This window comes from Pseudomonas sp. S5D5, assembly GCF_003013355.1.
Classification (GTDB): Bacteria; Pseudomonadota; Gammaproteobacteria; order Pseudomonadales; family Pseudomonadaceae; genus Aquipseudomonas; species Aquipseudomonas aylmerensis.
The window spans coordinates 1,482,587-1,494,249 of record NZ_PTEO01000001.1; the positions used below are offsets into that span (position 1 = coordinate 1,482,587).

Sequence of the window (11,663 nt, forward strand, 5' to 3'; positions counted from 1 at the left end):
CGATTCATCCTCTGCCGGAGTGATCCATGATCGTTGATCGTCAAGGCAGGCGTTTTCGCAATTTGCGGATCAGCCTGACCTCAGCCTGCAATTACGCGTGTACCTACTGCGTGCCAAACGGCAAGCGGCTGGTGGCTGCCCAGGACGAACTCTCGGCCGAGGCCATGGCCCGTGGCGTGGCCTATCTGATCGAAGCGGCGGGGATCGAACGCCTTCGCATCACCGGCGGCGAGCCGTTGGTCAGCCCCAAGCTGGAAGCCTTCATGGGCGCTGTCGGCGGGATGGGGCTCAGTGATATCAGCCTGACCACCAATGGCCAGTTGCTCGCGCGCAAACTGCCGCTGCTGGTGGACGCCGGTATTCGGCGCATCAACGTCTCCCTCGATACCCTGGATGCCGACGCTTTTCGCAGCATCGCGCGTGGTGGTGACCTGGCCACTGTGCTTGATGGCATGGACCAGGCCCGCGCCGCCGGGATCAAGATCAAGGTCAATATGGTGCCCCTGCGCGGCCAGAACCTCGATCAGGTGATGCCGTTGCTCGACTACTGCCTGGAGCGAGGCTACGAGTTGCGCTTTATCGAGTTGATGCGCATGGGCCACCTGGCCAAGGACTCGAATGCATTCCTGCAGCAATTCGTCAGCCTGCAGCAATTGCTCAGCCTGATCGGCGAGCAGTATGAATACCTGCAAGCCAACGCCCCGGTCGATGCCACGGCAGTGCGCTACGAAGTGCCGGGCAAAGGCTTCTTTGGCGTCATCGCGAATGAAAGCGTGCCGTTCTGTCGTACGTGTTCGCGGCTGCGTCTGTCGTCCACTGGCTGGCTGCATGGTTGCCTGTCGTCGAGCAACCGTCACTACGTCGGCGACCTGTTGGATCAACCCCGCCATCAGGCACTGCCGGCCCTGCAGGGCCTGTTGATGAAGGCGTTGGGTGACAAGCAGGAAGTCGCGTTCTCGGGCGGTGCCACCATCATGAAGATCATCGGCGGCTAGCCCAGGCTGGCGCAGAACCCTGTGGGAGCCGGATTGCTCGCGCATATGGTGTGCCGGTCAAAGCAAATACCGACTGATCCGCCGCATTTGCGAGCAAGCCGCTCCCCCATTTGCTTTGCGCCGCTTGCGAGTGGCCTGGATTCTGCATCTCGTGCCCATTCGCCGGTTTTCCGTCACCGGCTTCTGGAGGATTAGGATGCGTAACCTGGTTTTGTTGCTGGCGTCGTTGACGCTGAGTGGTTGCATGACCGTCAGCGATATGGCCGAAGGCACCCGCTATCAGATGAGCGACGCCGGGTTGCTCGACCACAGCGACACCCGCCGGACCGCCTCGGTTCGCATACAGCCGGATTCCTTTGTGTTTATCGCCCAGGGTGCGTTCGTCCCACCGGGCAGCGCGTACCCGCGACCTAACGTGGTCGCCGAGGAAGCCTTCAACGGCTTCGTCGAATACTTCCCCATGGTGCGTCGTGCACGTCAGCCCGAAGGCCTCGAACAAGCCATGGCCGAAGCCCGTGCGGCCGGCGCGCACTACCTGTTGTACTGCCGGTTTGCCGCGGCGGATGACCGTATCGGCAATGCCGATGAATGGACCGACCAGCAGGCCCTCGACCGGGTAGGCTTGGACAGCGGCGTGATCCAGATCATGTTGATCGAGACCAGCACCCAGTATTTGATTGATACTGCACGCATTCGCAGTCGTGGCGGTTTACTGACGTTCCACGACAACAAGCCAGAAGACCTGATTGCCCGCCCCCTGGCGCAGTACGCGCGCGGCCTGCTGGGAATGAGCGATCAGTAAGACCCAGGAGACCCCCATGACCGATTCCGCCAAGGCCAGTGATCTGTTGGCCCAACTGCCCAAGGGCAAGGGACCGGCGCCGGTGCATCTGTGGAACCCGGATTTCTGCGGCGACATCGATATGCGCATCGCCCGCGATGGCACCTGGTTCTACCAGGGCACGCCTATCGGGCGTAAGCCGATGGTCAAGTTGTTCTCCAACATCATCCGCCGCGATGGCGATGATTATTTCCTGGTCACCCCGGTGGAAAAGGTCGGCATCCGTGTCGATGACGCGCCGTTTGTGGCCGTGACCCTGGACGTGCAGGGGCAGGGCGACAGCCAGGTGCTGCGCTTTACTACCAACGTCGATGAACTGATCGACGCCGGGCTTGAGCACCCTCTGCGGGTGGTCATCGACCCCGTCACCCAGGAACCTGCGCCGTATGTGCGTGTGCGCACCAACCTCGAAGCCCTGGTGCATCGCAACGTGTTCTACCAACTGGTGGAGTTGGCGGTGAGCCGTCCGATCAACGGTCAGAACTGGCTGGGCGTGTGGAGCGACGGGGTTTTTTTCCCGATTGGCCTGGAGCCCTGAGGGCGTTTTTTCCTTCTCCCTGAAATAATTCGCTTGCTGTGATCGGGCGGTTTCGGTTATCAATTTGTACATGATTAGACATGTTCGATTTGATAAGAAAAAACGCGTCGTCGACGAGCTCATCCGCCGTATCGAGGGTGGGGTGATGGCCGACGGTTTCCTGCTGCCGGGCGAGCATCAATTGGCCGAGGAGTTTGCGGTCAGCCGAGGCACCCTGCGCGAAGCCCTGGCCGAACTCAAGCGGCGCAATTACATCGCCACCCAGAGCGGCGTCGGCTCCATCGTCACCTTTGACGGCATGGTGCTCGACCAGCGCAGCGGTTGGGCCCAGGCGTTGGCTGACACCGGCGCGCTGGTGACCACCGACATTTTGCGCCTGGAAGCGGTCACCCGCCCGGACCTGCTCAGCCGTTTCGGCACTGACCAATTCATCGCCCTCGACCGCCGTCGGCGTACCACCGATGGCACAGCCGTGTCGCTGGAGCGCTCGCTGATGCCTGCTGCCGGTGGCCTCGACAGCCTGCCGCGTGTGGGGCTGATCGACAACTCCCTGACCATCACCCTGGCCGCCTACGGCTATGTGGGCGCCGAAGGTGACCAGTGGATCGGCGCCGAGCCCTTGAGCGATGAAGACGCCGAGTTGCTCGGCCGTCCAGCCGGCAGCGTGTTTCTCAAGGCCTCGCGTACCACTTATGACCGTCGCGAACGCTTCATGGAGTACGTCGAAAGTTTGCTCGACCCTCTGCACTTTCGCCTGCACCTGCAGTTCGGAGCGTCGAAATGACCCGGCAAAATCGCGCCCTCGGCGCTTTCTACGGCCTGGCGTTGGGCGATGCCCTGGGCATGCCCACCCAATCCTTGAGCCGCGAGCAGGTCCGCGCGCGTTTCGGTGCCATTACCGGCCTGGAAGACGCCGACGCCGATCAGCCCATCGCCCCCAACATGCCGGCCGGCTCCATCACCGATGACACCGAGCAGGCGATCCTGGTCGGCGAGTTGCTGGTCGAAGGGCAGGGCAGCATTAAGCCGACCGTGCTCGCCCAACGCCTGATCGACTGGGAAGCGGTGATGCGTGCCAAGGGTTCGCAGGATCTGCTCGGGCCGTCCACCAAGCGCGCCATCGACATGATCCTCGCCGGCCACACCCCGGAAGAATCCGGGCGCTATGGCACCACCAACGGCGCAGCGATGCGCATCACGCCGGTGGGCATTGCCGCCGACGTCAGTGATCCGCTGCAGTTCATCCAGGCGGTGATCCAGGCTTGCCAGGTGACCCATAACACCACGCTGGGCATCTCCAGCGCGGCGGCAGTCGCGGCGGTAGTCTCGGCAGGCATCAATGGCGTGGACCTCGGTGAAGCGCTGAACATCGGCACGCAGATCGCCCAGCAGGCAGAAAGCCATGGCCACTGGGTGGCTGGCGGACGGATGTCCACGCGCATCAGTTGGGCGCGAACCCTGAGCGTCGGCAGCGGCGACAAGGCCCTGTTTGCCGAGCTGCTGTATGAATTGATCGGCACCTCCGTGGCTTCCCAGGAGTCCGTGGTGGTGTCGTTTGCCCTCGCCCAGCAAGTGGCGGTGGGTGAGTTGGAGGCCTTCGAGGCGCTGTGCCTGGCCGCCAGCCTTGGCGGAGACACCGACACCATCGCCGCAATCCTCGGCGCCATGCTCGGCGCCTGCCTGGGCCTGCAGTGCTGGCCTGAAGCGATGATCGAACAGGTCAAGCAGGTCAATGGCCTGGATTTGCAGCCGTTGGTCGCGGGGCTGCTTACATTGCGCTGAACCCTGTAGGCGTGCCCCCCGGCTCCTACACAGGTCGCGTCGAGTCAGGATGACCGGTTAAAGCTTTGATTCTCTGCCACAACCACAACAATACAGGCACCAGGAGCACCCCTCATGAGCAGCACTTCTTCCGGCCAAAGTGCCGGGCAATTGGAAACACGTGGTATCGAACCGGTCCCTGAAGGCGAGTGCAACGGCCATCCGCTGCAACTGTTCTGGGTGTGGTTTGCGGCCAATATCAGCATCCTCGGCTTGCCGCTGGGCGCGACCCTGGTAGCGTTTCGCGGCCTGGCGATCTGGCAGGCGATCATCGTCGCGATCCTCGGCGCCGCCGGCTCTTTCGCGGTGGTGGGCATCATTTCGATTGCCGGCCGACGTGGCCGTGCGCCGAGCCTGACGCTGTCCCGCGCGATCTTCGGGGTACGCGGCAACATCGGGCCGACGCTGGTCTCGCTGATGTCGCGCCTGGGCTGGGAAACCGTCAACACCACCACCGCCGCCTTCGTGTTGCTGTCGTTGTGTTCGATCCTGTTCGGCTCGCCGGTCGAGGCCAAGAGCGCGCCGCTGCTGACGCTGATCTTCATCGCCATTTTCGTGCTGCTGACCCTGTCCGTTTCCGGCCTCGGCCACGCGACCTTGCTGGTGATCCAGAAGTGGTCGACCTACGTGTTCGGCGCATTGAACGTCCTGGTCGGCGGTTTCCTCTGCGCCACCATCGACTGGAGCGCGGTGTTCAACGCTACCCCGGCGCCGTTGAGCGCGATGATCATCGGTATCGGCACCATGGCGGCGGGTACCGGTATCGGCTGGGCCAACGCCGGTGCCGACATGTCGCGCTACCAGCACCGCAGCGTCAAGGCCGTGCGCCTGGTGGCGTCCGCCGCGTTCGGTGCGGGCATTCCGCTGGTGCTGCTGATCACCCTCGGCGGCCTGCTGTCGGTGGGCAACAACGACCTGGCGTCGGCGACTGACCCGATCATCGCGATCCGCGACATGCTGCCGACCTGGATGGCCGTGCCGTACCTGATCACCGCCTTCGGTGGGCTGCTGCTGTCGAACAACTTGTCGGTGTACTCGGCCGGCCTCACCACCTTGACCCTCGGCTTGAAGGTCAAACGTGTGCACGCGGTGATCGTCGATATCGTGGCAATCTTCGCCGGTTCCATCTACTTCATGCTGATCGCCGACAGTTTCTACGGCCCGTTCATCACCTTCATCTCGTTGCTCGCGGTACCGATCACCGCGTGGGTCGGGATCTTCGTGGTCGACCTGATCCACCGTCACTACTACAGCCCCAAGGACCTGCTCGACGTCAGCCCCAGCAGCGCCTATTGGTACCGTGGCGGGGTTGAGTGGCGCGCGTTTGGCGCCTGGGCCGTGGCGATCGTGCTCGGCTTCAGCTTCACCACCATCGGCACCACTGCCGAAAACATCTGGTTCGCCGGGCCGTTGTCCGACTCCTGGCTGGGCCACAACGGCCTGGGCTGGATCGTCACCTTCCTGGTGGCCGGCGGGATTTATGCGCTGCTGGGCGGCGCGGCTGACCGTCGTCCGGCTTTAGTCGAGAGTCACAATGTCTAGATTGCTGCACACCGGCCAGGTCATCGTTGACCTGGTCATGGCCCTCGACACCCTGCCCGCGACCGGCGGCGACGTGCTGGCGCAGTCGGCCAGCTTCGAAGCCGGCGGCGGTTTCAACGTGATGGCCGCCGCGCGCCGCAATGGGTTGCCGGTGGTGTACCTCGGGCGCCATGGCCGCGGGCGCTTCGGTGACCTGGCCCGTACGGCCATGCAGGCCGAAGGCGTGGAAATCGCCCAGGCGACCAGTGACGGCAAGGACACCGGCCTGTGTGTGTCGCTGACCGAAGCCACCACCGAGCGCACCTTCATTTCCCATATCGGCGCTGAAGGCGACTTGACGGCCGAGGACTTGGCGGGCGTCGTGCCACGGGCAGACGACTATGTGTACGTCAGCGGCTACAGCCTGTTGCTCGAGGGCAAGGCGCAGGCGTTGCTCGATTGGCTGCTGGCGCTGCCGCGCGCTATACCCGTGGTGTTCGACCCGGGCCCCTTGGTCAAGGCGCCGGACTCGGCGTTGATGGTTGCCTTGCTGCCGCGTATCGATATCTGGACCAGCAACGGCCCGGAGGCGCTCGCGTTTACCGGTGCCACGACGCTCGCCGATGCGCTGCTCGCACTCACTCGACATTTGCCTGCCGAGGCCTTGTTGGTGGTGCGCGACGGTCCGCAGGGTTGCTGGGTCAGTCGTCGGGGCAAGGCTGAGCATGTGCCGGGTTTCAAGGTCCAGGCGGTCGACAGCAACGGTGCGGGCGATGCCCATGCCGGGGTGTTCCTGGCCGGTTTGGCCAGCGGCCTGCAACCGGCCCAGGCAGCGCGTCGCGCCAACGCCGCCGCGGCTCTGGCGGTCACGCGCTGGGGCCCGGCGACTTCGCCAGGGGCTGCCGAAGTGGACGCGTTGTTGGCAGAATAGGGGCACTCAGTACGGAGCCGTCCCATGACCCAGAACATCTACGACACGCCGGCCTTCTTCGAGGGCTACAGCAAAATGAGCCGCTCGGTGGAGGGCCTCGCCGGCGCGCCGGAGTGGCCCGCCTTGCAGGCCTTGCTGCCGCCGATGTCCGGTTTGAACGTGGTTGATCTGGGCTGCGGTTATGGCTGGTTCAGTCGCTGGGCCCAGGAGCAGGGCGCCGCTCAGGTGCTTGGCCTGGATGTGTCGCACAAGATGCTGGCGCGGGCCCAGGCGATGACTTCGGCGCCGACCGTCACCTACGCCATCGCCGACCTGGAACAACTCGACCTGCCGGCGGGCACATTCGAGTTGGCCTACAGCTCCTTGGCGTTCCATTACATCGTCGACCTTAAGCGATTGTTCCAGACCCTCCATCAAGCGCTGGTGCCGGGTGGGCGACTGGTGTTTTCCATCGAGCACCCGATCTTCATGGCGCCGCGCAATCCAGGCTGGCAGGTCGATGCTCAGGGTCGCAAAAGCTGGCCGGTGGACAGTTATCAGCTGGAGGGGCCACGGGTGACGAACTGGTTGGCCGAGGGCGTAATCAAGCAGCACCGTACCTTGGGCACGTTGCTCAATCTGCTGATCCAGACGGGGTTTACGCTGAGCCATGTGCAGGAGTGGGGGCCGAGCGAAGCCGACCTCAAGGCCCTGCCAGCGTTGGCAGAAGAGCAAGAGCGTCCGATGATGCTGCTGGTCTCGGCGCACCGCTGATCGGCGACACCGCGAAAAAAATATGTGGGCGAGTGGTGGCGAGGGAGTTTGCTACGGTTCGACAGCGCAGCCGGAGCAAGCTCCTTCACCACAGCCCAGAATGGGTGTTGAAATGTTCGGAAGACTGGCGTCAGCCAGCCTTTCGCAGCGCTTCAATCAGTTGATCCTTGCGCATGTTGGAGCGACCCGGAATGGCCCTGGCCCGCGCTTCCTGCAGCAAGCTCTGCTTGGTTTGCGTCGCCAATGAGGCCCGGCTGTTGCGCGCATGGCCGTCACGGCTGGCCACGGCGCGCTTGGCCGAGTCGCTGCGGGCCTGGGACTTTTCCTGCGGGGCTTTACGCTGACCCGAGCCACCGGCCTTTTCGCCACCGCCAGACTGCTTGTTGACGGTAGCCCAGGCGCGGGCCTCAGCTTCATCCTTAGGTACGCCTTGGTGCTCGTAACTCTGTTCGATACGGGCAGCCTTGCGCTTCTGTGCGGCGGTGTATTTGGCTTTGCTTCCTAGAGGCATTGCGATACTCCCACTGGCCCTGTCGCCAGGGCCAGACCAGACAAAATGGATTACTGAGGGCCTTCACTTTCAAGCTTGCGGGCCTCGTCGACACCGGATGCGGTCAGCTTGATCGGCAGGTTCAACGAGTATTCACCGGCGTCGTCGGTGGTCACATGCCCATCCTTGATCAGCCCGCGGTCCTGGAGGAACGCCAAGACACTGGCCACCACCTTTTCGCCGCGGTAGTTATCCAGCACCTCCTTGCCCAGGCCGTTCGGGTGGGCGTGCAACAGGCGGGTGAGGACTTCTTTTTCAAGGTTTCTATCGACGTTCATGCGTACCTCTTCACTGGGAAATGATCGGGTGTTGGTGTTGCTATCGATCCATCAAGGCGCAGGCTGTTTCGGCGCGCCAGGCACGTTCGAGTCGTCGCCTTTGTTGATGTTGGGTTGATTGATCGCGGGGCCCATCTTGCCATTGCCGACGGCAGCCGGTGCCTGGCGTTGGGTGTCGTTACCCTGGGTGCGCGGGTCTGCGCCTGGCTGGATGATCGCGCCGCCATTGGTGTCCATGCCGGTGCCCATCGAGTCCTGGGATTCCTGGGTGGCAGGGTTTGGCGAGCTGCCGGCCGGGTCAGTCTTGCCGGTGGACGAGGTGGCAGCGAAGGCGCCCAGCGATGTGGCAGACAACAGGCCGGTGAGGGCGAGGGCGGCAAACTTGGAATTCTTCATGAGGGTGTCTCCATATGATTAATGTCCTTACCCTCTATTGGTCCGCCCGGCTTCGGCGTTCGTGCCTTGATGGCGACGAACGGTATTAGCCCACCTGTAAGATTTTGTGTGCCGAAAGCCTGCGCGCGATCAGGCGGGCCACGGTGATCATCCAGTTCAGTGCGGCGATGGCCAGCACGCAGAGCATCAGGGTCGACAGGCCGTACTCGACGATGATCTTGCCCGCCAGCAGCGGAAAGCCAAACACGCCGACAAAGTACCCGAGGCTGAACAACAGCAGGGCCTGGGACGTGGTGCCGGGTGGTGCTTCATTGGCCACCAGCCCGTTGATCACCGAGTACGTCAGGCCGTAACCCACGCCCAACGTGGCAGCCGCGAGCAGGTAGCTGAGGTTGCCGCTCACCCCAAAAGCAAACAGGGCGATCGACCCGAGCATCAACCCGGACAACACGCAGGCGGCACGGTAGGCGTCGCGCTTGACCACGAAGCCGGCGATCAACAGCCGGCTGGTAATGGCGGCACTCAGGAACCCGCCGAAGAACAGCGAATAGTCCAGGCCATGCGCGGCTGCGTAGCTGGTCTGGAACGATGAAAGCCCACCAAATACGCACCCTCCCAAGCCGACCATCAGGATGGCGAACGCCGCCCTGGAAGACAGCACTCTGCGGCTGGCAGCCCAGGAAATACGGGCGGCCGGCACGTTCGCGTGATGCTTGAGCCGAGCGCCCATGCGCCAGAACATCACCACACCGGCGAGGCTGGCCAGCCCGGCAATATAGAACGCGCTGGTCAGGGGCAGGTCCAGCGCGCCGGCGGCCCGCCCGAGCAGGGGGCCGGAGCCGATCCCACTCAGCATGCTGCCCGACAGCAGCGCAAAGTACTTGGCTCGCTGCCGTGGTTCTACCAGCAAGGTCACGATGATCGGCCCCAGTGTGTAGAACACCCCCCAACCCAATCCCAGGGCCAGCCCGCACACCATCAAGCCTTGGCCAAACCCGGGCACCAGGGCAAAACCCAGGCACGCCACCACCAGCAACACGCCCATCCCGGCAATCGCCCGGGCCGCGCCCAGCGCATCGGCCAAATGCCCGGAGAGCACCACGGCCACGAAGGTGCTGAGCATCGCCATGGAAATCACGCTGCCGGCATCATGGTCGTTGCCGCCGCGCGCGTGAATCAGCAGCGACAGCAAAAACGTCGAACCGTAGGACAGGGACAGCAGGAAGCTGGCAAGGCAGAACAGCGCGAAAGTCTTCGCGCCCACCGGCGGAGTGGCGTGCATGGGCAAGTCTCGAATCGTTGGCGTTATGCCGACTGTTTACCATGGGCGGCCACGGCGATTGTTCTGTGGTTGGTGGTGCTCGGATCACTGCGCGACGGAGTAAAGCACCCGCACCCTCTCGAAATTGCACTGCAACTCGTCATGAAAGCGTCTTAGTATGTGTGCTTTGAAATTGCCCAAGGCTCGCCCATGACCATCGAGATTCGCCCCGCCGTGCCCAGCGATGCTGCGCAGATCCTGGCTTTCATCACCGAGCTTGCCGAGTACGAGAAGGCCCGGCATGAAGTGATCGCCAGTGTCGCGGACATCGAGCGCAGCCTGTTCAGCGAGGGCGCGACCGCCCATGGCCTGATCTGTTTGCGGGACGGCTTGCCGATCGGTTTTGCCGTGTTCTTTTTCAGTTACTCCACGTGGCTGGGCAGCAACTGCCTGTACCTCGAAGACCTGTACATCAACCCCGAGCAACGCGGCGGTGGCGCCGGCAAGAAGCTCTTGCGGCATTTGGCCAAGATCGCTTGCGACAACGGCTGCGGCCGTTTCGAGTGGAGCGTGCTGGACTGGAACGAGCCGGCGATTGCCTTCTACAAATCCATCGGCGCCCAGCCGCAGGAAGAGTGGGTTCGCTACCGCATGGAAGGCGATGCGCTGCGCGACTTTGCCCTCGGCTAGTCCCCCAGCCTGTAGGCACTGAAGATCAACAGGTGGGAGCGGGCTTGCTCGCGAATGCGCTGGATCAGTCAACTCATGTGTGACTGGCCACGGCATTCGCAAGCAAGCCTGCTCCCACATTTTTTTGATTTTTGCTCACTATATGGGATGCAAATTTATATATTGAGATATTTCAAAAGATGGGTTTATAGTCGCCTGCATCAGCACTCACTACCAAAAATAAAACAGGTGAAGCGATGCAGCCCCAACCGTTGTCGTTACCCGCTGTGCCCGAGCCCACCTATGGTGAACGGCTGAAGAACAAAGTGGTGATCATCACGGGCGCCGCCCAGGGCATTGGCGAGGCGATCGTCGCCTGTTTCCAGGCCCAGCAGGCACGCCTGGTGATTGCCGATATCCAGGGCGACAAGGTCGAGAAAGTCGCCGCCCATTGGTGCGAACGCGGCGCCGAGATTGTCGCGCACCCCGTCGATATCACCTCCAAGACGCAGTGGCAGGCGTTGGTCAATGTCGCCATCGAACGCTTCGGTCGCGTCGATGTGCTGGTCAACTGCGCCGGGGTCAACGTATTCCGCGACCCGCTGGAGATGACCGACGAGGACTGGCGGCGCTGCTTCGCCATCGACCTCGACGGCGCCTGGTACGGCTGCCGTACGGTGCTGCCGCACATGATCGAGCAGGGCATCGGCAACATCATCAACATCGCCTCCACCCATTCCAGCCACATCATTCCCGGTTGCTTCCCATACCCGGTGGCCAAGCATGGCCTGCTCGGCCTCACCCGCGCGCTCGGCATCGAATACGCGCCCAAGGGCATCCGCGTGAATGCCATCGCGCCGGGCTACATCGAAACCCAGCTCAACGTCGACTACTGGAACGGTTTCCCCGACCCCCACGCCGAACGCCAGCGTGCGTTCGACCTGCACCCGCCCAAGCGCATCGGCCAGCCGATCGAAGTGGCGATGACCGCATTGTTCCTGGCGACTGACGAGGCGCCTTTCATCAATGCGACCTGCCTGATGATCGATGGCGGGCGGTCCGTGATGTACCACGACTAGAACTTGTAACACTCAATAACAACAAGAGGT

General features: G+C 63.0%; 14 protein-coding genes. 10 read left to right on the forward strand and 4 right to left on the reverse strand.

Annotated elements, in window-relative coordinates:
• Positions 1-26 precede the first annotated feature (26 nt).
• The 8 genes from C9990_RS07080 (at position 27) to C9990_RS07115 (ending at position 7,400) form a co-directional block, all read left to right on the forward strand.
• Positions 27-995 carry a GTP 3',8-cyclase MoaA gene (locus C9990_RS07080; protein WP_065909301.1) on the forward strand — a complete coding sequence of 323 codons (969 nt, stop codon included), beginning with the start codon at positions 27-29 and terminating at the stop codon, positions 993-995.
• A gap of 196 nt (positions 996-1,191) precedes the next feature.
• On the forward strand, positions 1,192-1,797 hold the full coding sequence (locus C9990_RS07085; protein ID WP_065909302.1) for a DUF4823 domain-containing protein: 606 nt from the start codon (positions 1,192-1,194) through the stop codon (positions 1,795-1,797).
• A gap of 16 nt (positions 1,798-1,813) precedes the next feature.
• Positions 1,814-2,374 (forward strand): DUF1285 domain-containing protein, encoded by a 561-nt coding sequence (locus C9990_RS07090; protein ID WP_106802864.1) that lies wholly within the window; start codon positions 1,814-1,816, stop codon positions 2,372-2,374.
• Positions 2,375-2,444: 70 nt separating this feature from the next.
• Entirely contained in the window at positions 2,445-3,158 is a 714-nt protein-coding gene (locus tag C9990_RS07095; protein ID WP_106802865.1) for a GntR family transcriptional regulator, read from the forward strand.
• The gene (locus C9990_RS07100; RefSeq protein ID WP_106802866.1) at positions 3,155-4,156 is read left to right on the forward strand and encodes an ADP-ribosylglycohydrolase family protein; all 1,002 of its coding nucleotides are present in this window, start codon (positions 3,155-3,157) and stop codon (positions 4,154-4,156) included. Before C9990_RS07095 ends, C9990_RS07100 begins: the two co-directional genes overlap by 4 nt.
• A gap of 114 nt (positions 4,157-4,270) precedes the next feature.
• Positions 4,271-5,737 carry a cytosine permease gene (locus tag C9990_RS07105; protein ID WP_106802867.1) on the forward strand — a complete coding sequence of 489 codons (1,467 nt, stop codon included), beginning with the start codon at positions 4,271-4,273 and terminating at the stop codon, positions 5,735-5,737.
• Entirely contained in the window at positions 5,730-6,647 is a 918-nt protein-coding gene (locus tag C9990_RS07110) for a PfkB family carbohydrate kinase (RefSeq protein WP_106802868.1), read from the forward strand. The genes C9990_RS07105 and C9990_RS07110 overlap by 8 nt, the downstream gene beginning before the upstream one ends.
• 24 nt (positions 6,648-6,671) lie before the next feature.
• Positions 6,672-7,400 carry a bifunctional 2-polyprenyl-6-hydroxyphenol methylase/3-demethylubiquinol 3-O-methyltransferase UbiG gene (locus C9990_RS07115; protein ID WP_106802869.1) on the forward strand — a complete coding sequence of 243 codons (729 nt, stop codon included), beginning with the start codon at positions 6,672-6,674 and terminating at the stop codon, positions 7,398-7,400.
• Between the two features lie 130 nt (positions 7,401-7,530).
• Here C9990_RS07115 and C9990_RS07120 read toward each other — a convergent pair whose 3' ends face one another.
• The 4 genes from C9990_RS07120 to C9990_RS07135 form a co-directional block, all read right to left on the reverse strand.
• Positions 7,531-7,911 carry a termination factor Rho gene (locus C9990_RS07120; protein ID WP_065909320.1) on the reverse strand — a complete coding sequence of 127 codons (381 nt, stop codon included), beginning with the start codon at positions 7,909-7,911 and terminating at the stop codon, positions 7,531-7,533.
• Between the two features lie 50 nt (positions 7,912-7,961).
• Positions 7,962-8,228, reverse strand: coding sequence for a hypothetical protein (locus C9990_RS07125; RefSeq protein WP_106802870.1), 267 nt, complete (start codon positions 8,226-8,228; stop codon positions 7,962-7,964).
• A gap of 51 nt (positions 8,229-8,279) precedes the next feature.
• Positions 8,280-8,624, reverse strand: a complete 345-nt coding sequence (locus C9990_RS07130; protein WP_065909324.1) for a hypothetical protein — start codon at positions 8,622-8,624, stop codon at positions 8,280-8,282.
• Between the two features lie 85 nt (positions 8,625-8,709).
• Positions 8,710-9,906 carry an MFS transporter gene (locus C9990_RS07135; protein WP_106802871.1) on the reverse strand — a complete coding sequence of 399 codons (1,197 nt, stop codon included), beginning with the start codon at positions 9,904-9,906 and terminating at the stop codon, positions 8,710-8,712.
• Positions 9,907-10,095: 189 nt separating this feature from the next.
• Here C9990_RS07135 and C9990_RS07140 point away from each other — a divergent pair, with 189 nt between their 5' ends.
• Together C9990_RS07140 and C9990_RS07145 are read left to right on the forward strand one after the other, a co-directional pair.
• Positions 10,096-10,575 (forward strand): GNAT family N-acetyltransferase, encoded by a 480-nt coding sequence (locus C9990_RS07140; protein WP_106802872.1) that lies wholly within the window; start codon positions 10,096-10,098, stop codon positions 10,573-10,575.
• Positions 10,576-10,811: 236 nt separating this feature from the next.
• Positions 10,812-11,633 (forward strand): SDR family oxidoreductase, encoded by an 822-nt coding sequence (locus tag C9990_RS07145; protein WP_106802873.1) that lies wholly within the window; start codon positions 10,812-10,814, stop codon positions 11,631-11,633.
• The last annotated feature ends 30 nt before the right edge of the window (positions 11,634-11,663 follow it).

Bases quoted from the DNA above. Each gene is read 5' to 3' on its own strand.
- C9990_RS07125 (WP_106802870.1), bottom strand. From the start codon at position 8,228: ATGAACGTCGATAGAAACCTTGAAAAAGAAGTCCTCACCCGCCTGTTG.
- C9990_RS07120 (WP_065909320.1), bottom strand. From the start codon at position 7,911: ATGCCTCTAGGAAGCAAAGCCAAATACACCGCCGCACAGAAGCGCAAG.
- C9990_RS07140 (WP_106802872.1), top strand. From the start codon at position 10,096: ATGACCATCGAGATTCGCCCCGCCGTGCCCAGCGATGCTGCGCAGATC.
- C9990_RS07135 (WP_106802871.1), bottom strand. From the start codon at position 9,906: ATGCACGCCACTCCGCCGGTGGGCGCGAAGACTTTCGCGCTGTTCTGC.
- C9990_RS07130 (WP_065909324.1), bottom strand. From the start codon at position 8,624: ATGAAGAATTCCAAGTTTGCCGCCCTCGCCCTCACCGGCCTGTTGTCT.
- C9990_RS07105 (WP_106802867.1), top strand. From the start codon at position 4,271: ATGAGCAGCACTTCTTCCGGCCAAAGTGCCGGGCAATTGGAAACACGT.
- C9990_RS07080 (WP_065909301.1), top strand. From the start codon at position 27: ATGATCGTTGATCGTCAAGGCAGGCGTTTTCGCAATTTGCGGATCAGC.
- C9990_RS07090 (WP_106802864.1), top strand. From the start codon at position 1,814: ATGACCGATTCCGCCAAGGCCAGTGATCTGTTGGCCCAACTGCCCAAG.
- C9990_RS07095 (WP_106802865.1), top strand. From the start codon at position 2,445: ATGATTAGACATGTTCGATTTGATAAGAAAAAACGCGTCGTCGACGAG.
- C9990_RS07115 (WP_106802869.1), top strand. From the start codon at position 6,672: ATGACCCAGAACATCTACGACACGCCGGCCTTCTTCGAGGGCTACAGC.
- C9990_RS07145 (WP_106802873.1), top strand. From the start codon at position 10,812: ATGCAGCCCCAACCGTTGTCGTTACCCGCTGTGCCCGAGCCCACCTAT.
- C9990_RS07110 (WP_106802868.1), top strand. From the start codon at position 5,730: ATGTCTAGATTGCTGCACACCGGCCAGGTCATCGTTGACCTGGTCATG.
- C9990_RS07085 (WP_065909302.1), top strand. From the start codon at position 1,192: ATGCGTAACCTGGTTTTGTTGCTGGCGTCGTTGACGCTGAGTGGTTGC.
- C9990_RS07100 (WP_106802866.1), top strand. From the start codon at position 3,155: ATGACCCGGCAAAATCGCGCCCTCGGCGCTTTCTACGGCCTGGCGTTG.